Genomic DNA, 20060 nt, shown 5'->3' with positions numbered 1-20060 from the left:
AGATGTTCGGTAAATTAAGCCTGGAGGCGATACCCTATCACGAGCCGATAGTCATGGTGACACTCGCCATTATCGCGCTCGGTGGTATCGCTGTCGTTGGTGCGGTCACCTACTTCCGCAAGTGGTCCTACTTGTGGACCGAGTGGTTGACGACCGTCGACCACAAGAAAATCGGGGTGATGTACATCATCGTCGCGATGGTCATGCTGCTGCGCGGCTTTGCCGACGCCATCATGATGCGGACCCAGCTGGCTGTTGCCACCGGTGGTTCCGAAGGCTACCTGCCGCCTGAACACTATGACCAGATCTTCACCGCCCACGGTGTGATCATGATCATCTTCATGGCGATGCCATTCTTCACCGGCCTGATGAACCTCGCGGTTCCTCTGCAGATCGGTGCGCGTGACGTGGCCTTCCCGTTCCTGAACTCCCTGAGCTTCTACCTGCTGCTGGCAGGCGTGCTGCTGGTGAACATCTCGCTGGGCGTTGGTGAATTCGCCAAGACCGGTTGGGTTGCCTATCCGCCGCTCGCGGGTATTCAGTACAGTCCGGGCGTGGGTGTCGACTACTACATCTGGGCGCTACAGCTCTCAGGATTGGGTACGACGCTGACAGGCGTGAACTTCCTCGTCACCGTGATGAAGATGCGCGCACCTGGCATGAAGCTGATGGACATGCCCATCTTCACCTGGACCTGCACCTGGGCAAACGTCCTGATCGTGGCTTCGTTCCCGATCCTGACCGCTGCACTGGCACTGCTGACCGTTGACCGTTATCTGGACTTCCACATCTTCACCAACGAGCTTGGTGGGAACCCGATGATGTACGTCAACCTGTTCTGGGCCTGGGGTCACCCTGAGGTTTACATTCTGATCCTGCCGGCCTTCGGCGTGTTCTCGGAAGTGACCTCCACCTTCTCCGGCAAGCGCCTGTTCGGCCACCACGCGATGATCTACGCATCGGGTGCGATCGCTGTACTGGGCTTTGCGGTTTGGCTGCACCACTTCTTCACCATGGGTGCCGGCGCCAGCGTCAACACCTTCTTCGGCCTGGCGACGATGCTGATCTCCATTCCGACGGGTGTGAAGCTGTTCAACTGGCTGTTCACCATCTACCAGGGCCGTCTGCGCTTCACTGCGCCGATCCTCTGGACCCTGGGCTTCATGATCACCTTCTCCATCGGTGGCATGACTGGCGTTCTGCTGGCTGTACCGGGTGCTGACTTCGTGCTGCACAACAGCCTGTTCGTGATCGCCCACTTCCACAACGTGATCATCGGTGGTGCGGTATTCGGCTACATCGCCGGCTTCGCCTACTGGTTCCCGAAAGCCTTCGGTTTCACCCTGAACGAGAAGTGGGGCAAAGCTGCCTTCTGGTTCTGGATCTCGGGCTTCTACGTGGCATTCATGCCGCTGTACGCACTGGGCTTCATGGGTATGACCCGTCGTCTGAACCACTCGGACAACCCACTGTGGGAACCCTACCTGTACGTTGCCGTGGTCGGTGCCGTGCTGATCCTGTTCGGTATCGCCTGCCAGCTGATCCAGCTGTTCGTATCGGTTCGCGATCGTCACCAGAACCTGGACGTGACCGGCGACCCATGGGGCGGCCGTACCCTGGAATGGTCGACTTCGTCGCCACCTCCGTTCTACAACTTCGCCCACATGCCTGAGAAGGTTGGCCTGGATGCCTGGCACGAAGCCAAGGAAGCCGGTGTTGCCTACAAGGTGCCGGGCAAGTACGAAGCGATCCACATGCCGAGCAATACCTCTACCGGTTTGTTCATGGGTCTGTTCCTGACCATCTTCGGCTTCGCTTTCATCTGGCACATCTGGTGGCTGGTCGGCGCAAGCCTGGTTGCAACCATCGCTGTCTTCGTTCGCCACGCTGCGCGTGACGACCAGGGCTTCATGGTTCCGGCCGAAGAAGTGGCGCGCATCGAAGGCGAGCGCATGAAAGCGTTGGCCAATGCAGGTGCTCTGCCTGCCGGCGCACGTGTCGAATCGTTTGAGCGGGTGTAATCAATGTCCAGTCAAGTAATGCACGGTGCTCATGGTCACGACCATGGGCACGACGATCACCACCACGACTCGGGCCAGATGACCGTACTGGGCTTCTGGCTGTACCTGATGACCGACTGCATCCTGTTTGCGTCGCTCTTCGCCACCTACGCGGTGCTGTCCGGGAGTTTTGCCGGCGGCCCGTCGGGTCATGACATCTTCGAGCTCAAGTTCGTAGCTGTCGAAACGCTGTTCCTGCTGCTGTCCTCGATCACCTTCGGCTTCGCCATGCTGAAGATGTTCGCCGGTAACAAGGCAGGCGTACTGGGCTGGTTGGCTGTGACCTTCCTGTTCGGTGCGGGCTTCATCGCGATGGAAATCTACGAGTTCCATCACCTGATCGGCGAAGGCTTCGGCCCGAACCGCAGTGGCTTCCTGTCGGGCTTCTTCGCGCTGGTAGGCACCCACGGTCTGCACGTGACGGCTGGTCTGATCTGGATGGCAATCATGATGTACCAGATCAACAAGCACGGCATCACGCCGACCGCCAAGACCCGCATGAGCTGCCTGAGCCTGTTCTGGCACTTCCTGGACGTGGTCTGGATCTGCGTATTCACCGTCGTCTACCTGCTGGGGGTTCTGTAATGGCTAACGCACACGACACTCATCACGAAGGCAGCCACGGCAGCGTCAAGTCGTACATGATCGGTTTCGTCCTGTCGATCATCCTGACCGCGATTCCGTTCGGCCTGGTGATGTACCCAAGCCTGCCGAAGAACCTGACCGTTCTGATCGTTGTGGCCATGGCCGTGATTCAGGTAGTGGTACACCTGGTGTACTTCCTGCACATGGACCGCTCGAAAGAGCAACGCAACAACGTATCGACGTTCCTGTTCACCGCCATGGTGATCGCGCTGCTGGTTGGCCTGTCGCTGTGGATCATGTTCAGCATCCACGTCGAAATGCTGGCCAAGTGAGGTAAGACTGCATGTCCGTTAAGCACTTTATCCAAATCACCAAACCGGGGATCATTTTCGGTAACGTGCTTTCCGTGGCAGGCGGTTTCTTCCTTGCCGCGAAGGGCCATGTGGACTTCGCCCTGCTGCTGGCAGTGGTCGTTGGTACTTCCCTGGTGGTGGCGTCCGGTTGTGCATTCAACAACTGCATCGACCGCGACATCGACCAGAAAATGGAGCGCACCAAGAACCGCGTGATGGTACAGGGTGGCATGTCACTGCCCCTCGCGCTGATCTACGCCACCCTGCTTGGGGTGGCGGGTTTCAGCTTGCTGTACGTGCAGGCCAACCCCTTGTCCGCGTACTGCGCACTGATCGGCTTCGTGGTCTATGTAGGCTTCTATAGCCTGTGGCTCAAGCGTAAATCGGTGCACGGCACCTTGGTCGGCAGCCTGTCCGGTGCCATGCCGCCTGTCATTGGCTACTGCGCTGTCAGCAATAGCTTCGACCTGGCGGCTGTGACCCTGCTGGTGATGTTCAGCCTGTGGCAGATGCCGCACAGCTTTGCCATCGCCATCTTCCGCTTCAAGGACTACAGCGCCGCAAACATTCCGGTATTGCCGGTGGCGCGTGGCATCCTGGCTGCGAAGAAGCAGATCGTGCTGTATGTGCTGGCGTTCGTGCTTGCGACCTTGATGCTCACCCTCGGCGGTTACGCTGGCCTCGGCTACATGGCCGTGGCAGCTGCCATGGGCCTTTACTGGCTGTACATGGCCTGGGGTGGCTACAAGGCCGAAGACGACAGCAAATGGGCGCGCAAAGTGTTCGGCTTTTCCATCCTCACCGTCATGGCCCTGAGCCTGATGATGGGGGTGGACAGCCAGACGGCTGCTGACGTGCTGATGACCTACGCACGCTGAAACCACGCCTGCTTCACGAAAACCCCGGCCTGAGCGCCGGGGTTTTTTATGTCTATTTGGGGCCTGTGGCGGGTGAGCCAGACCCCTCGCTTGGTTTGTAGAGCTTTTTTGGAACAGGCCTACCAGCGATGGTGAGGCGCACCACTGCGCGCTTTGGCGCTACAAAAAATGCCCCTGTTTAGATAATAAAAAACAGCAGATTACCCTTTACAAGACACCTATATCGGCACTATCTTCTGAATCAGGTCGCCGCATGCGGCCAGCGTCGCTCGGACGGTTCCGGGCGCTTACGTTTTTTAGAGGAAACCATGGCCACTCCAGGTTTGCCGCGCCGTTTTGCGCGCATCGATCGTCTCCCGCCCTACGTCTTCAACATCACTGCCGAGCTCAAGATGGCTGCCCGCCGCCGTGGCGAGGACATCATCGACCTGAGCATGGGTAACCCCGATGGCGCCACGCCGCCGCATATCGTCGAGAAGCTGGTGCAGGTCGCTCAGCGCGAGGATACCCACGGCTACTCCACATCCCGCGGCATCCCGCGCCTGCGTCGCGCTATCTCGAACTGGTACAAGGAACGGTACGAGGTCGACATCGACCCCGAAGATGAGGCCATCGTCACCATTGGTTCGAAAGAGGGCCTGGCGCACCTGATGCTGGCCACACTGGACCAAGGCGATACGGTACTGGTACCCAACCCCAGCTACCCGATCCATATATACGGGGCTGTCATCGCCGGGGCCCAGGTGCGTTCTGTCCCGCTTGTGCCGGGCGTGGACTTCTTCAACGAGCTTGAGCGGGCCATTCGCGAGTCGATCCCCAAGCCCAAGATGATGATTCTCGGCTTCCCGTCCAACCCGACTGCCCAATGCGTGGAGCTGGACTTCTTCGAACGCGTGGTGGCATTGGCCAAGCAATATGGCGTGCTGGTGGTCCACGACCTGGCGTATGCCGACATCGTGTACGACGGCTGGAAGGCGCCATCGATCATGCAGGTGCCTGGCGCCAAGGACATTGCGGTGGAGTTCTTCACCTTGTCCAAGAGCTACAACATGGCCGGCTGGCGGATCGGCTTCATGGTCGGCAACCCCGAACTGGTCAATGCCCTGGCGCGCATCAAGAGCTACCACGACTACGGCACGTTCACGCCTTTGCAGGTGGCTGCCATTGCAGCGCTGGAAGGGGATCAGCAGTGCGTACGGGATATTGCCGAGCAGTACCGCCAGCGTCGCAATTTGCTGGTCAAGGGTTTGCACGAGTTGGGCTGGATGGTCGAGAACCCCAAGGCGTCCATGTACGTCTGGGCCAAGATCCCGCCTGAGTACGCACACCTGGGTTCGCTCGAGTTTTCCAAGAAGCTGCTTGCCGAGGCCAAGGTATGTGTCTCGCCAGGCATCGGCTTTGGGGACTATGGTGATGACCATGTGCGCTTTGCCCTGATCGAAAACCAGGACCGGATCCGTCAGGCCATCCGCGGTATCCGCCAGATGTTCCGGGCTGACGGGCTGGCGCGCAAGTAATCCGTGACGGCCTGCCGCTGGCGTTGCCGGCGGCAGGTGCGCTGCGCTCAATGGTGGGGTGGGCTTCCGAATGTGCCTTGCCTCGCTGACTGATTACCTTCGGCACTCATTTCTCGCACGATGATAGTGACATGAGTGTTTTTACCGCCTATTTCTGTGGGACAGGTTCCCATCGCTTCGACGACACCAACACCAACTTCTGGAACGGCGAACTGGTCTCGACCCTGGCAAGCCATGACCAAGGCCGCGAATTTGCCCACTGGGTCGCTGTCGACGGTCCGGGCAGCGGCAATCTCCAGGACGACAGCCTGTTCGTCGATCCCGGCGGCTACTACAACTGGACAGGGCAGTTGTTTGGCCGTGGCTGGGAAGAAAACGTCAGCCATGTGCTGCAGATCATCAAGGGCGAAAGCCGCTGGCAGCGCACCAAGCTAAGCGAAGCCGAGTACAAACGCCTCAAGGATGCCGGCGTCCCTGTGCCAGAGGTGGCTTCGACCGCTTCGTGGTTCTGGAGAACCTATGACTACGGCGATCGCCACCCCACGCCGCAAGAGCTGCAAGAGCGCATCATTCATCTGTTCCGCAAGCCGCGCGTGCCTACCCAGGTCAACCTGGTCGGCTGGAGCCGCGGCGGCATCAGCTGCCACATGCTGGCCAATGCCATGGCCAAGGACCCTGAACTGTGTGATGTCCCGGTCAACATTTTTACCATTGACCCGGTTCCAGGCATTGGCAATGTGCAGCCAGAGCGCGTGATGCTGCCGGGCAATGTGCGCGAGTATGTGGGCTTCTACTCCCGTGACGAACGCTCCAAAGGGTTCGCCTGTGTGGTGCCAGGCGTGCAACCCGGTACCCGGATAAGCGTGTTTCCCATGCCGGGTCGGCACGCGACGTTGGTGGGGAATGCGTCGGTTGACGGTGCGGGCAGCGGCGAAGTGCTCGTCGAGCCGGGTTTGGTGGTCAGGCACTACGCCGAAGTATGCCTGAGGCGCTGGGGTGTCGAATTGGCCAAGTGCCTGAACTTGAGTGACGGACAAGTGATGGCCTATCACAAGGCAATGGCAGACTGTGAGGACCGGTACCAAGCAATGCGTCGTGCGTCCTACACCCTTGTGACCGAAGGTAGCCCTGACGACCGGCTGTTACACCAGGGCACCCGGCAAACGACCTTCAGCCATGTGCGCGGTGATCCCTATCGCCCAGCCGCGGGCCTTGGCCTGAATCAATGCGATGGCGATACCTATAAAGCGCTGCGCTAACTGAAATCGAGGGGCGAATAGGGTGTCTGGTGAAAGCCAAGCGCCTGCGGTTATTTTTTTCTGCCCCTCTATTCAATCACCCCCGCTTGGACCGAGAATGGCTGCTCGGGCCAGCCCCGATCTCAACCACCTTTCTTCCGTGCAATCATGTCCGAATATAACCCTTGCCTTGACTGCGGCGCTTGCTGCGGGTACTTCCGTGTGTCCTTCTTCTGGGGTGAATGCCAGTCCTCCGGCGGTGTGGTGCCTGACGATCTGGTGGTGCAAGTGAGTCCGTCTCGGGTGGCCATGATTGGCACCGACGCCAAGCCCTGCCGCTGCATTAGCCTGCAGGGCGAGGTGGGGCAGGGTGTGGCCTGCGCCATCTACGCCAACCGTTCCAGTCCCTGCCGCGAGTTCGAGGCGTCGTGGGAAGGGGGCGTACACAACCCACGCTGTGATACCGCCCGGGCCGCCTACGGGCTACCGCCATTGACCCCGCCTGGGGCGAATGAGCCGCATTGGCCCGATGATGGGGCTGAGGTCGCCTAAGCCCGTATCTAAGCGTGCGCGCACGAGCGTCTTGGATCTGAATCGTTGACAGGGAAGTCGGTAGGATTCGCCATCTCTGACAGAGTCGCGATGCGAAGCTGAATGCGTTGGCTGTCGACTGTGGCCCGCCGTGCAGTTTTGCACTGCCTGAAGGTCGCGCTTGACGCTAAACTGTCATCTTACCCAGCAATGGACAGGTGAGCCGGCGTGACCCCACCCCGAAGTTTCCCGAGTGATCTGTGTCTCGATAGCCCGCGCCTTTACCTGCGCCCCATGCGCCACGCCGATGCGGCGAAGTGGTTGGCGATCATGGCCGACCCTGAGGTCATGCGGTACTGGCACCACGCGCCCTGGCAGAATCTGGCTGAAGCCCAGAGCGCGCTGGCAGCTGACCGTGAAGCGTACGCCAATGGCGAGCAACTCAAGTTGGGTATGTACCGCCGGGACAACGGCGAACTGATCGGTATGGTTCAACTGTTCAACATCGACGACACCTCCCGGCGAGGTGAGATCGGCTATTGCCTGGCCAGCGCTGTGCAGGGCAGGGGATACATGGATGAAGCGTTGACGTGCTTTATCGACTACATCGCCAATACCCTGCACATGCGCCGCCTGGAAGGCGAGATCGACCCTCGCAACCAAGGCTCGGCGCGTACGTTGGAGCGCCAGGGGTTCGTGCTGGAGGGCACCCTGCGAGCGCGCTGGTGCGTGGGCGGTGAGCTGTCGGACTCGGGTATCTACGGGCTGCTGCTGGAACCGCCGGTGGCGTGAGAGGCTGCGATCACCCAGTTTGGAAGCGGGGGATGACATGGGTTATGGTCATCCCCTGTGCCGACCTTCCAGGTGTCCTTTGCCCGCTTTTTACCTCAGCATTACCCTCCTGTTGTACCTGGTCGCCCTGTGTCTCGATGGCGCCTCGATGAGTGACGGCCACCACATGCCCGCCCTGCAGATGCTGCTGTACGGGCCTTGGGGCATACCATTCGGCCTGCACCAGTGGTTTGCCAACCCGTTGCTCGCCCTGGCCATCCTGGCGCATCGGCGCTTTCGCCGTTTGGCCCTGCTGCTGGGGCTTTGTGCGCTGTATCTGGCAGGGACCAGCCTGGGTATCGACCGCCTGCCTGACAACCAGAGTTATGAGTTCCACGACCTGACGGGCTTGGCGGCAGGCTTCTACGTGTGGGTGGCAGCGATGCTGGTGTTTTGCTTTGGTCAGGGCTGGTACTGTCTGAAAGCGCGCCAAGCCGCTGATATGCCTGGGTGGAATTGGGCGGACGTTACCCTGATTGCAGCATTGGCGGTGATGTTGTATGCCGCCACACAGATGCCGTCGCTGCGCTTCGAGCCGAGCAGGGTGTTGATGCCGCCGGAGCAACCTCAAACGCTTTGACCTTCACGGAGAGTTCGCATGATCAAGCACTATCTGGCTGGGCTGGCATTGGCGTGCTGCACGCCGCTGGCCATGGCCGACGATCCGTCGCCCGCTTATGCCCGCTGTATGGACAATGCCTCCAGTACCCTGGCCATGGGTGAATGCCTCAAGGCCGAGACGCAGGTACAGGACCAGCGTCTGAACGGCGTCTACAAACAGCTGCTGGGTAAACTGCCGGCGGATCAGCAAAAGAGCCTGCGTGATGTGCAGCGCAAGTGGCTGGCTTATCGGGATGCCAACTGCCAGTTTCATCGCACGGCCAGTGGCGGCACCATGGCGCAGCTTGAGGGCGGGACCTGCCTGATGGACATGACCCGAGAGCGGGCGGCGGAGCTTGAGCGGGTGTTGGATCCGCAACGGTGATGGTGGCTTGTGCTGGTGTAGTTGAGGCTATGTTGTAATTGCGTGGGCGTTCTTACGCCCATACGCAAAGTTGGCCACTCGTTACAACTTGGGTAACAGTGCCTTGTCATGATTCTGTAAGTGCATCTTATTTGTCCCTTCTCATTCATACTAATCCGGTTCAGTATTGCAGGCACTCCTGCCTACTCTAAGTAAAACTGCTGTTGCTGTTGCTGTTGCTGTTGCTGTTGCTGTTGCTGTTGCTGTTGCTGTTGCTGTTGCTGTTGCTGCTGTTGCTTCTAAGCGCGCGGTAGTCCAGGCAACACAGATCGCGACTTCAGGAGGCCGAGCGCAGGGCTTGCGGAGGGAGGTGACGGGCATGGATGCCCGTCAAGCGCTGGGCCCCAGGATGGGGCCTGCAGCGCGGTCCTCCCGGGAGCAAGCCCGGAGCGAGGGGACCCCGGAGCGCAGCGTAGGGGCCGGATGATAGGAGCAGGCGGTTTTTGCTTACTTTTTGACAAGACAAAAAGTGAGCCGCCGTAAGGGCGGAAGGGTGACTGTGCGCCACCCGCGCCAATGAATACCAACTCGATATATGCGCCCACGCTTTGAAGTTTGAAGTTCGATGGGTTGGTGTGGGTATTGATAGAGCGCATAGTCCATTTGCGATGGCGACGCTTAATCACCTTTTCGCCCTTACGGCGAGTCACTTTTTGTCAAACGCCACAAAAAGTAACCAAAAAAGGCTGCGCTCCGTTCATACGGCCCCTACGCTGCGCTTCGGGGTTCCCTCACTCCGGTCTTGCTCCCGGGAGGACCGCGCTGTAGGCCCCATCCTGGGGCCCAGCGCTTGACAGGCATCCATGCCTGTCACCTCCCTCCGCAAGACCTGCGTTCGGCCTTCTGAAGTCGCGAAGATCAAAAGCAAGATCAAGATCAAGGTCAAGATCAAGATCAAGGTCAAGATCAAGATCAAGATCAAGATCAAGATCAAGATCAAGATCAAGATCAAGATCAAGATCAAGATCAAGATCAAGATCAAGATCAAAGGCCAGAGTCGAGTAAGAGCGAGAGCTGGCAGCTGCCTGGCAGCCCCGGCTCAGACCCTACTTGCGCCGCGCGCGTTGCGCCAGATACTCCCGCACCTGCACAGCATCCCCAACAAACTCGATCCGCTCGGCCTTCGCCTCACGCTGATAGGCATACATCGGGTCGTAGTACTCGTTGAGCAGCCCCTCGATCCAACCTCGGTGCAGGTCCACACAGCCACTGCGCAATTGCTCTTCCAAAGCCTGCTCCAGCAGCGCCGTGAGCCGCTGATGGCGCTCTCCGCCCAGGCGCTTGCGGATGTTGGCCATGCTCTGCAGCATGCGCTGCGCGAACAAGTGCAGCCCGGCTTGCTCGCCATGCAGGGCGATGAACTCGGCACTGAGGTCGATGACATAGTCGCGCAGGATGCGCTCGACCCGGCCATCGAAACTGTCCTCCAGCCACACCAGCGGGTACTGCTGCATGCCCTGGTACAAAGACAAAGGCACCGTGCAACTGCCAACGATGCGCCCTTCATCCTCCAACACGAATTGGCCGATACCCTGCGCGCGCTTTTTCAGCACATCGATGGCCAGCTGGTTCTCGAAGTCGATCTGGGCCGGTTGCCCGGTGGCGCGTTTGCCAAAGCTCGAACCGCGATGATTGGCATGGCCTTCAAGGTCCAGCACGTTGCCCAGCTGCTGCAACACGTCGGTCTTGCCAGTCCCGGTCAAGCCGCCAACCAGTACGAAATCACACTCGCTGACGGCCTGCTCCGTGGTTTCCAGCAAGTAGTTGCGCATCGCCTTGTAGCCCCCGCTGATACGCGGGTAGCGAATACCGGCTTCATCGCGCAACCATCCCTGGACGATCTGTGAACGCAGGCCACCACGAAAGCAATACAGATAGCCTTCCGGGTGAGCCTGGGTGAAGGCCACCCACGCCTCCAGACGGGCCTGCTTGGTGGCGCCGCCCACCAGTTGATGACCCAAGGCGATGGCGGCAGCCTGGCCCTGCTGCTTGTAGCAGGTGCCCACCTTCTGCCGTTCCAGATCGTTCATCAGGGGCAGGTTGATCACGCCGGGGAAGGCGCCCTTGGCAAACTCGACGGGCGCGCGCATGTCCATCATCGGCACATCGTCGAGGAACAACTGACGGAAATCGGTGCAGTCTGGCCGCATCAGGCGACCTCGACTGCGTGGCTCTGTCGCTCTGCCAGATAGCCGATAGGCGACAGCTGCAAGCCCAGGTCGGCGGCTGCCGCGAGAAATGCGTCTTCACCCTCCGGGGTCACGGCCACAAGCAGCCCGCCGCTGGTCTGCGGATCACACAGCAAGTGCTTCTGATCGTCACTGAGCGCGCCGATCTTGTGCCCGTAGCTCTCGAAGTTGCGCAGCGTACCCCCCGGAATGCAGCCGGCCGCGAGGTAGTGCTCGACACTCGGCAGGCGGGGCACCTTGGCGTAGTCCAGGTGTGCGGTCAGGCCGCTGCCCTCTGCAAGCTCAACCAGATGGCCGAGCAGGCCGAACCCGGTGACGTCCGTCATGGCCTTGACCCCGTCGAGCTTGCCAAATCGGCTGCCCGGCGTGTTCAGGGTACACATCCAGTCGCGCGCCACGCCTCGATCCTGCTCGCGCAGCACGGCTTTCTTCTCGGCAGTGGTGAGGATGCCGATGCCGAGCGGCTTGGTCAGATACAGGCGGCAGCCCGCCGTGGCGGTGTCGTTGCGCTTGAGATGGCGCTTGCTGACCACGCCGGTTACCGCCAGGCCGAAAATCGGCTCGGGGGCGTCGATGGAATGACCACCAGCAAGCGGGATGCCGGCTTCGGCGCAGACAGCCCGGCCACCGCGGATTACCTCACGAGCAACCTCGGGTGCCAGGACGTTGACCGGCCAGCCCAGTATGGCGATGGCCATCAGTGGATCGCCGCCCATGGCGTAGATATCGCTGATGGCATTGGTTGCCGCGATGCGGCCGAAATCGTAGGGGTCATCGACGATGGGCATGAAGAAGTCGGTGGTCGACACCACCCCGCGCTCCTCGTCCAGGGCATACACGGCGGCATCGTCGCGCGACGCATTGCCGACCCAGAGTTTCGGGTCCAGGGCCTGGGCACCGCTTTCGGCCAGGATGACGTCCAGCACCTTGGGGGATATCTTGCAGCCACAGCCGGCACCGTGGCTGTACTGGGTCAGGCGAATCGGCTCGCTCATGTGTACCTCGGCAGGTCAATTTATCGCCCGATTGTAGCAAAGCTGGTCATTGGGCCTGCGGCTCTTATAATCGTTGGGTCAATGACTTGCATCGAGCTGCAACCTGCACGTCGGCAAGGCAGCGCACATGCGCCGCCTGTTACTGCGCGCAGCCTCGAATTCGCCCCCATTCCCCGCTATTGAACCGGAGAAACCCATGCTCAAACGTCCTATGGCGCTCGCCGCCAGCCTGGTGCTGTCCTGCTGTGCCCTGGCCGTCCAGGCGGCAGAGACACTGCGTGTCAGCGCCATTCCTGACGAGGCGCCCACCGAACTGCAACGCAAGTTCAAACCCCTGGGCGAATACTTGTCCAAACAGTTGGGCATGCAGGTGAAGTTCGTGCCGGTGGCTGACTATCCGGCCGTGGTCGAATCGCTGGCCTCCGATCGGCTGGACCTGGCGTGGCTGGGCGGATTTACATTCGTGCAGGTGCACCTGAAGGATCCGACGGCCACGCCGCTGGTGCAACGCGAGCAGGACGCCCAGTTCACCTCCAAGTTCATCACTGCCGACCCTGCGGTGAAAAGCCTTGCAGACCTCAAGGGCAAGTCCTTCGCCTTCGGGTCCGTTTCTTCCACCTCCGGTAGCCTGATGCCACGCTACTTCATGCTCAAGCAGGACAACATCAAGCCTGAAGGGTACTTCAGCCGCGTCGCCTATTCCGGTGCCCATGACGCCACCGTGGCCTGGGTGCAGGCTGGCAAGGTCGATGCCGGTGTGCTCAACGCCAGCGTCTGGCAGAAGCTGGTGGACGCCGGCAAGGTCGATACCGCCAAGGTGCGCGTGTTTGCCACGACCCCGACCTATTTCGACTACAACTGGACGGTGCGTGGCAACATGGACCCGGCCCTCAAGGAGAAGATCAAACAGGCCTTCTTGAACCTCGACCCTGCCGATCCAGAGCAAAAAGCCATTCTCGACCTGCAGGCGGCCAGCCGCTTCATCGAAACCAAACCGGAAAACTACGCGGGCACCGAGCAGGCCGCCCGCGAGGCCGGTTTGCTCAAGTGACGTCTGCCGTGCCTTCTGAGGCAGTCATCGCGCTGCAAGGTGCAAGCTTGCGGCATGGCGCGGTGCGCGCCGTGGAGGGCGTGACCTTGCGCATCGCGCAGGCTGAGCGCGTCGCGATCATCGGCCCATCGGGGGCCGGCAAGTCCAGCTTGCTGCACCTGATGGCCACGGCGACCAGGCCTAGCAGCGGTCGTCTGGAGGTGCTCGGGCAGCAGCCATGGGCGTTGTCGACAGGGGCCCGGCAGCGCCTGCGGGCCCAGGTAGGCCTGGTTCACCAGGCGCCGCCGCTGCCGCCGCGCCAGCGGGTGGTCACTGCGGTGCTCGCGGGCCGCCTGGGCCAGTGGGGGCTTGGTCGCAGTCTGCTCAACCTGCTGTATCCCTGCGATGTGCCTGGTGCGCGCCAGGCCCTGGCCGAACTGGGTCTTGCAGACAAGCTGTTCGTGCAGTGCGGTCAACTGTCGGGTGGCCAGCTTCAGCGAGTAGGTATTGCGCGGGTGCTTTATCAGCAACCTCGTATCGTGCTTGCCGACGAGCCAGTGTCGGCGATGGACCCAGTATTGGCTGATCACAGCCTGGCGTTGCTCAACCGGCATGCCCAGGCCACTGGTGTGGCGTTGGTGGCCAGCCTGCACGCGGTCGATTTGGCATTGGCCCACTTTCCCCGGGTGATCGGCATTCGCGAAGGGCGCGTGCTGTTCGACTGCCCGGCCCAGGCGGTGACCGACGAGCTGCTGCAGGCGCTGTATGCCAACGAGCAGTTGGTGGCTGGACGTGGTGTTGATGCTACAAGCCCCCACGTGCAGTTGCCCAGATGCTGAGCGCCAGTCGCCGTGATCCGGCAATGGTGCCGAGGGTACTGATCGGGTTGCTGGCCATCGCGGTCCTGTGGCCGGGTATCCAATTGAGCGAGCTCAATCCGGCCGTGCTGTTGCAGGCCGAAAACCGCGAGCAGATGGCACGTTTCACGGGGGCATTCTGGCCACCGACACATGAACGCGACTTTCTCGAGCTATTGCTGGAGGCCACGCTACAGACCTTGGCTGTGGCCACCGCTGGCATGGTACTCGCCTGGCTGCTGGCCGTGCCGGCAGGGTTGCTGGCCAGCCGCGCCTTGTCCCTGAGCGCTGCCTCACGTGGCGGGCGCCCGGGTGTCTGGTCGCGCCTGGTGCGGCTGCCCGTACGGGGGGGGCTGATCTTCCTGCGCAGCGTGCCTGAAATCGTCTGGGCACTGTTGTTCGTGCGCGCCGTAGGCCTGGGGCCCACGGCCGGCGTGCTGGCAATTGCCATTACCTACAGCGGCATGCTGGGCAAGGTGTATGCGGAAATCTTCGAATCGGTGGACCAACGGCCTGCCCACGCCTTGTTGCAGGCGGGCAGTGGACGGCTGGCTGCCTTTTTCTACGGCATCCTGCCCAATGCCGCCAGCGAAGCGGTGTCCTACACGGTCTATCGGTGGGAATGTGCAGTACGGGCATCGGTGGTGATGGGGTTCGTGGGGGCCGGCGGTCTGGGTCAGCAGATCGACCTGTCCATGCGCATGTTCGCTGGCGCCGAGGTCGCCAGCATGTTGCTGACGTTCCTGGTCTTGGTGATGCTTGCCGATGGGCTCAGCCGGTTATTGCGCTGGAGGCTTGCATGAATCGGCTCATCAACCTGGCCCTGTTGGCCGCGCTGCTGGCAGCCATCGTCGGCTCGTTCGCTTACCTGGGGTTGGATTTCGGTGCCTTGATCGGCAACGGTGGGCTGGCCCAGATGGGCCAGTATGCCGGGCGGTTCCTGGCCCCGGACCTGTCCAGCGAGCATCTGCGAGCCGTGGCGCAGGGCGCGTTGGAGACCCTGGCCATGTCTGGCATCAGCACGTTGCTGGCCGCCATCATGGGCCTGTTGCTGGCGCTGCCGGCGGCAGGCCGCTTTGGCTGGCCGCTGCGGGCGCTGGCCCGGTTGCTGCTCAATGCCCTGCGCGCTATTCCGGAGCTGGTGTGGGCCGCGCTGACGGTGCTGGCAGCTGGACTGGGACCAAACGCCGGCACCCTGGCGTTGGCGCTGCACACCGCTGGCGTACTGGGACGGCTGTTTGCCGAAGCGCTGGAAAACGCCTCGCCCGAACCTGCAGCAGCCTTACGCCTGCAAGGCGCGGGGCAGGTAGCAGCCTTCTGCTACGGCACCTTGCCCAACCTGTGGCCGCAATTGCTTGCCTACAGTTTGTACCGTTGGGAAAACAACATACGCATGGCCAGTGTACTGGGCTTCGTCGGTGCCGGAGGCTTGGGACAGCTGCTCTACACCACCTTGAGCCTGTTCCAGGAGGCCCAGGCCAGTACGGTGATCATTGGAATGCTGGCGCTGGTGTTTCTGGTCGATGCGCTCAGTGATGTACTGCGCCAACGTTTCGTAAGGGCCTGATCAGGCCAGCGGCCCTGTGACCGCTGCCCGTTCTCAGGCGCTCACCGCCTCGCCCGATTGCGCGCCACGCTGCATCGATTCCAGGTTGCGCTCGATCGTCTCGCAGATGGTATCCATCTGGATCTGGTGTTCGCTGAAGCGGAACGGGCTCTGCAAGTCGGTCCCGATGCGCTCGATCGCCAGCAGCATGAAGCCAACAACTGTGGAGGCCAGGGGCGTGAACCATTCCAGCGACTCTACCAGGCCGACCGGTACGATCAGGCAGAACAGCGTGATGAATAACCGAGGGAAATACACATAAGGGTAGGGCAGTGGCGTATTGGCGATGCGCTCCATGCCACCTTGTGCATTGGACAAGTCCACCAGGGTGGACTCAAGGCGAGCCAGACGGATGCTGTCCAGCCGGCCCTCCTGATATTCCCTGGCCAGTAACGCGGCGGAACCACTCAAGATGTCATTGGCAAAATTGTTGGAACCGTGGTGACGCTCGAATTCTGCCTCAGGGATAAACGCCACCAGCTCTTGTGGGCATTTTTCCCCCTTCAGGTGTGCGGCCAGGCAATTGATATAGGCGATGTGCCGACGCAGCAGGGTCGCCTTGACCGGATTTAATCCATCGTCATGGTCATCGATCAGCGTCAGCGTCTGACGGGCGAAACTGCGGGAACTGTTGACCAGCGCGCCCCACAGGGTACGGGCCTCCCACCAGCGGTTGTAGGCGCTGCTGTTGCGAAAGCTCACCAGCACGACCAGCGCCGAACCCATCAATGAAAGAGGGATCAGGGGCAGGGTGAACTTGCTGTTGAGAAACAGCATGAAATCAATGGTGACCAGCACGTCCCAGATGAGCAGCCAGAACAGTGACCAACCGATGTAGCCGAAGGTTTTCACGACCAGGCGGTATTTGCGGATGATGACGTCTTTCAAATGGCGCACCTTTACGGGTTCAGGACCTTGGATGGGACGCTGAGTCCCGCCGAAGGTTCTGCATGAGGTTGTTGCAACGCGTGTGGGGCTGACAAGTGCTGGCGTGATATCCGAATGGGTGTGTGCATTTCATCCAGACGCGTTTGCCGGCCCGATTTGGATGGTGGCACAATGCCTTGCCTCAGCATGCACATGCTCTGCAGCTGTACCCTGCACCTTCCGCCTTATTTTCTCGGTATCCCGCCATGATCGAGCGCACCGGCACGGGCCTTTCCTTCGCCAAACGCATGTATGCACCACGCGCCATCGGAACCGGCCTCGGCTTTTTTTGTGTATTGATCGGCATTGCGCCATTGCAGCCAGAGTGGTGGGTGTGGGCGCTGTTACTGGCACACGGTTTTGTCTGGCCGCACCTTGCGTTTCAGATAGCCCGGGTTTCTGCCCAGCCCTACAAGACCGAGCAGCGTAACTTGGTGGTCGATGGATTCGCCGGGGGTTGCTGGGCGGGTGCCATGGGGCTCAATCCTTTGCCCAGCGTGATCATCCTGTCGATGATTGCCATGGACAAGATCGCGGCAGGTGGCTGGCCCCTGTTGATCAGAACGGTGATTGCCCAGGGCATCGGCATCGCCTTGGGCCTGTGGCTGTTCGCGCCGCCGCTTTTTCCGGCCACCACGCAGGTGCAGATGCTGGCGTGTCTGCCGATCCTGCTGATCTACCCCATGGCCATTGGCATGATCTGCTATCAGGTGACTGTCCAATTGGGCCAGCATAAACGTGCACTGGCCCGCATGAGCCAGACCGACAGCCTTACGGGCCTGAGCAACCATGGGGCGTGGCAGGAACTGCTGCTGCGCGAATTCGCGCGTTGCCGAGCTAACGCCGGGAGCAGTTGCCTTGCCCTGATCGACGTGGACCACTTCAAACAGGTCAATGATCGTCATGGCCACCAGGTGGGTGACAACATCCTGCGGGTGATCAGTGCCACGCTCTCCTTCCATCTGCGCAAGCACGACCCTGCGGCCCGCTACGGAGGAGACGAATTCTGCGTGATGCTGCCCGATACGACGCCAGGGCAAGCAAGGGATGTGCTGGAGCGGCTGCGCCTGGCCGTGGAGGCGTTCCGCGACCCGGCGCTGCCGCACCTTACCCTGAGCCTGAGTATCGGCATCGCCCCTTATCATGCAGGCATTACCGATGCCCAGGCCTGGCTGCACGCCGCCGATATGGCGTTGTATGCCGCCAAGCGCGCCGGCCGAAATTGCATCGTCCTGGCGCCCCAGGCTTCTGAGCCCGCCTGATCAGGGTTTTGCTGCAACGGCCACGAAGCCCTTGATCGATGTTGGGGCCGCGGGTTTGGACTTGCGCGCCAGCATGTACTGGTAGCGCCGCCATTCCTTGTCGATCTCGCTGAAGGACATGAACACACTGACCCGGTCCTTGCCCACCAGGTCCGGTCGTCTGATGGCATCGATGCCGCTGGTAGGGATGATGGCGATGTTGATCCCTACCACGCTACCGTCATCGGCGAATACCGGGCCGCCAGACATCCCTTTGGTGATCGGCCCGTCGTGCACCGAATAGAACACGCTGCCAGGGGTGCCATCGAGCCGGACCAGTGACGAGAGCGCGTGGCCCTTGCCTTGTACGGGCATCATCAAGCTGTTGTAGCCCACTGCCGTGACCGTTTCTCCAGGCATATATTGTCGCCAGTGCGGTATTTCGCTGGCTTTGTGCTTGAAGAACACCACATCGCCTAGTCCTTCGTGGACCACGTTGCGCAGGAAAGGCGTGTGTTTGGCGGTGACGGCATAATCTGCGTTCCACTGGATGGCGCTTGCCATCAGCAGCATGGGCAGCGGTGCCCCGGACGTCACCACGAAAGCTTGACTGTAGACCGGGTCTGAAACGTAGGACGTTGGCACTCCATTGCACCCACTTAGCAGCATCATTGCCGCCATACAGGGCGCGGTTGTTTTCATTGGTCACACGAGGGGGGAAGGGATTGAGAGGAGCCGCACTATGGCTAAATGCCATCATCTAGGCAATACGTTCGGCTTTTATCCGACGAAGTGAGGGTAGGCGGCGGGTATGGCCACTGGCCAATAGCATTGCTGCATGGTCAGTCACCAGCAAATCAATGGGCTGGCGCCAAGCAAATGTGCTGCACTGAATGGTTTTTTCGGCGCAAAAAAAAAGCCGACCATTTAAGGTCGGCTTTTCCGGATTTGGTGCCCCGAGGGAGACTCGAACTCCCACTCCTTTCGAAAACGGATTTTGAATCCGCCGCGTCTACCAATTCCGCCATCAGGGCGTGGCGCGCAGTATAGAGAGGTGCCGTCGGTCGGTCAATCGTCTTTCATGGTCAATTTTCATTCGTTGGGCTAAACTTCCCGGCCCTGCCGAACCGAACATCATCATGCGCGTTGCCGATTTCTCCTTCGAACTTCCCGATTCCCTGATCGCCCGCCATCCGTTGGCCGAGCGCCATGGCAGCCGCCTGCTGGTGCTCGACGGGCCAAGCGGTGCACGCGAGCACCGGCAATTCCCCGACCTGCTGGGCTATCTGCGCCCGGGTGACCTGATGGTGTTCAACAACACCCGGGTCATTCCGGCGCGGCTGTTCGGTCAGAAAGCCTCCGGCGGCAAGCTCGAAGTGTTGGTCGAGCGTGTGCTCGACAGCCACCGTGTGCTGGCCCATGTGCGGGCGAGCAAGGCGCCCAAGGTAGGGGCGGTCATTTTGGTGGACGGTGGCGGTGAAGCTGAAATGGTTGCGCGCCACGACACCTTGTTCGAGCTGCGTTTCACCGAAGAGGTATTGCCGCTGCTCGACCGCGTCGGCCACATGCCGCTGCCGCCCTACATCGATCGCCCTGACGAAGGTGCGGACCGGGAGCGCTACCAGACGGTCTACGCCGAAAAGGCAGGCGCTGTCGCCGCGCCTACCGCAGGCCTGCATTTCGACGAGGCGCTGCTCGAGCAGATCGCCGCCAAAGGGGTGGAGCGCGCGTTCGTCACCCTGCACGTGGGCGCCGGTACCTTCCAGCCGGTGCGGGTCGACAAGATTGAAGATCACCACATGCATAAAGAGTGGCTCGAAGTGAGCCAGGATGTGGTCGACGCCATCGAGGCCTGCCGTGCCCGCGGCGGGCGCGTGATCGCCGTGGGCACCACCAGTGTGCGCTCGCTCGAAAGCGCCGCCCGCGATGGCCAGCTCAAGCCCTTCAGCGGTGACACCGATATCTTCATCTACCCCGGCCGCCCATTCCACGTGGTCGATGCGCTGGTTACCAACTTCCATCTGCCTGAGTCCACGCTGCTGATGCTGGTCTCGGCCTTCGCCGGTTACCCCGAGACCATGGCTGCCTACGCGGCGGCGGTCGAGCAGGGGTACCGCTTCTTCAGTTACGGTGATGCCATGTTCATCACCCGCAATCCGGCGCCTCGCGGGCCCGAGGAGCAAGCATGAGTCGCACCT

At 61.0% G+C, this 20060-nt stretch carries 20 protein-coding genes and 1 tRNA gene; 16 read left to right on the top strand and 5 right to left on the bottom strand.

The features are described 5' to 3' along the window. Positions 1 to 2: 2 nt before the first annotated feature. The 10 genes from cyoB to NMB38_RS17835 all read left to right on the top strand — a co-directional run bounded on the left by cyoB (position 3) and on the right by NMB38_RS17835 (position 8978). Positions 3 to 2021, top strand: a complete 2019-nt coding sequence (gene cyoB / locus NMB38_RS17880; RefSeq protein ID WP_023533473.1) for a cytochrome o ubiquinol oxidase subunit I — start codon at positions 3 to 5, stop codon at positions 2019 to 2021. Between the two features lie 3 nt (positions 2022 to 2024). Continuing rightward, positions 2025 to 2645: a cytochrome o ubiquinol oxidase subunit III gene (gene cyoC / locus NMB38_RS17875; RefSeq protein ID WP_023533465.1), complete on the top strand. Its 621-nt coding sequence runs from the start codon at positions 2025 to 2027 to the stop codon at positions 2643 to 2645. Next, positions 2645 to 2977, top strand: coding sequence for a cytochrome o ubiquinol oxidase subunit IV (cyoD, locus tag NMB38_RS17870; protein WP_023533459.1), 333 nt, complete (start codon positions 2645 to 2647; stop codon positions 2975 to 2977). The genes cyoC and cyoD overlap by 1 nt, the downstream gene beginning before the upstream one ends. An 11-nt stretch (positions 2978 to 2988) precedes the next feature. Further along, positions 2989 to 3876: a heme o synthase gene (gene cyoE / locus NMB38_RS17865; protein ID WP_023533464.1), complete on the top strand. Its 888-nt coding sequence runs from the start codon at positions 2989 to 2991 to the stop codon at positions 3874 to 3876. A 308-nt stretch (positions 3877 to 4184) separates the two neighbouring features. After that, entirely contained in the window at positions 4185 to 5393 is a 1209-nt protein-coding gene (gene alaC, locus NMB38_RS17860) for an alanine transaminase (protein ID WP_028688214.1), read from the top strand. Positions 5394 to 5524: 131 nt separating this feature from the next. Then, entirely contained in the window at positions 5525 to 6652 is a 1128-nt protein-coding gene (locus NMB38_RS17855) for a hypothetical protein (protein ID WP_028688213.1), read from the top strand. Between the two features lie 147 nt (positions 6653 to 6799). Next, complete coding sequence (locus tag NMB38_RS17850) at positions 6800 to 7183, top strand: YkgJ family cysteine cluster protein (protein WP_027916564.1); 384 nt, start codon at positions 6800 to 6802, stop codon at positions 7181 to 7183. Positions 7184 to 7390: 207 nt separating this feature from the next. Continuing rightward, positions 7391 to 7954: a GNAT family N-acetyltransferase gene (locus NMB38_RS17845; RefSeq protein WP_027916563.1), complete on the top strand. Its 564-nt coding sequence runs from the start codon at positions 7391 to 7393 to the stop codon at positions 7952 to 7954. A 79-nt stretch (positions 7955 to 8033) separates the two neighbouring features. Beyond that, positions 8034 to 8573 carry a hypothetical protein gene (locus tag NMB38_RS17840; protein WP_027916562.1) on the top strand — a complete coding sequence of 180 codons (540 nt, stop codon included), beginning with the start codon at positions 8034 to 8036 and terminating at the stop codon, positions 8571 to 8573. 18 nt (positions 8574 to 8591) lie between these two features. Beyond that, a complete protein-coding gene (locus NMB38_RS17835) occupies positions 8592 to 8978 on the top strand; it encodes a lysozyme inhibitor LprI family protein (RefSeq protein ID WP_028688211.1) in 387 nt (128 codons plus the stop codon). A gap of 1085 nt (positions 8979 to 10063) precedes the next feature. Here the strand turns inward: NMB38_RS17835 and mnmH are convergent. Both mnmH and selD read right to left on the bottom strand, forming a co-directional pair. After that, entirely contained in the window at positions 10064 to 11167 is a 1104-nt protein-coding gene (gene mnmH, locus NMB38_RS17830) for a tRNA 2-selenouridine(34) synthase MnmH (RefSeq protein ID WP_027913657.1), read from the bottom strand. Next, positions 11167 to 12201, bottom strand: a complete 1035-nt coding sequence (gene selD, locus NMB38_RS17825) for a selenide, water dikinase SelD (protein ID WP_027913658.1) — start codon at positions 12199 to 12201, stop codon at positions 11167 to 11169. The genes mnmH and selD overlap by 1 nt, the downstream gene beginning before the upstream one ends. 196 nt (positions 12202 to 12397) lie before the next feature. On the opposite strand from selD, the gene NMB38_RS17820 reads away from it, so the two are divergent. From NMB38_RS17820 to phnE, 4 genes are read left to right on the top strand one after another with little or no spacing between them, the layout of a single operon-like run. After that, a complete protein-coding gene (locus NMB38_RS17820) occupies positions 12398 to 13252 on the top strand; it encodes a putative selenate ABC transporter substrate-binding protein (protein ID WP_027913659.1) in 855 nt (284 codons plus the stop codon). Between the two features lie 8 nt (positions 13253 to 13260). Next, on the top strand, positions 13261 to 14070 hold the full coding sequence (locus NMB38_RS17815; RefSeq protein WP_042139463.1) for a phosphonate ABC transporter ATP-binding protein: 810 nt from the start codon (positions 13261 to 13263) through the stop codon (positions 14068 to 14070). Next, positions 14064 to 14891, top strand: a complete 828-nt coding sequence (locus NMB38_RS17810) for a PhnE/PtxC family ABC transporter permease (protein WP_282478587.1) — start codon at positions 14064 to 14066, stop codon at positions 14889 to 14891. Before NMB38_RS17815 ends, NMB38_RS17810 begins: the two co-directional genes overlap by 7 nt. Next, the gene (phnE, locus tag NMB38_RS17805; protein ID WP_027913662.1) at positions 14888 to 15655 is read left to right on the top strand and encodes a phosphonate ABC transporter, permease protein PhnE; all 768 of its coding nucleotides are present in this window, start codon (positions 14888 to 14890) and stop codon (positions 15653 to 15655) included. The genes NMB38_RS17810 and phnE overlap by 4 nt, the downstream gene beginning before the upstream one ends. 33 nt (positions 15656 to 15688) lie before the next feature. Here phnE and NMB38_RS17800 read toward each other — a convergent pair whose 3' ends face one another. After that, positions 15689 to 16582 carry a bestrophin family protein gene (locus tag NMB38_RS17800; RefSeq protein WP_088523099.1) on the bottom strand — a complete coding sequence of 298 codons (894 nt, stop codon included), beginning with the start codon at positions 16580 to 16582 and terminating at the stop codon, positions 15689 to 15691. Positions 16583 to 16827: 245 nt separating this feature from the next. Here NMB38_RS17800 and NMB38_RS17795 point away from each other — a divergent pair, with 245 nt between their 5' ends. Then, positions 16828 to 17883: a diguanylate cyclase gene (locus NMB38_RS17795; protein WP_027913664.1), complete on the top strand. Its 1056-nt coding sequence runs from the start codon at positions 16828 to 16830 to the stop codon at positions 17881 to 17883. On the opposite strand, the gene NMB38_RS17790 is transcribed toward NMB38_RS17795, so the two are convergent. Together NMB38_RS17790 and NMB38_RS17785 are read right to left on the bottom strand one after the other, a co-directional pair. Next, complete coding sequence (locus NMB38_RS17790) at positions 17884 to 18531, bottom strand: trypsin-like peptidase domain-containing protein (RefSeq protein ID WP_027913665.1); 648 nt, start codon at positions 18529 to 18531, stop codon at positions 17884 to 17886. Positions 18532 to 18811: 280 nt separating this feature from the next. Continuing rightward, positions 18812 to 18896, bottom strand: a tRNA-Leu gene (locus NMB38_RS17785). A 105-nt stretch (positions 18897 to 19001) separates the two neighbouring features. Between NMB38_RS17785 and queA the strand changes: the two genes are divergently transcribed. Next, complete coding sequence (queA, locus tag NMB38_RS17780) at positions 19002 to 20051, top strand: tRNA preQ1(34) S-adenosylmethionine ribosyltransferase-isomerase QueA (RefSeq protein ID WP_027913679.1); 1050 nt, start codon at positions 19002 to 19004, stop codon at positions 20049 to 20051. Positions 20052 to 20060 lie beyond the last annotated feature (9 nt).

The sequence above is a fragment of the Pseudomonas sp. FBCC-B35 genome, from assembly GCF_059133755.1.
The sequence above is the reverse complement of the archived record's forward strand: the minus strand, read 5'-3'. Positions and strand labels throughout refer to the sequence as shown.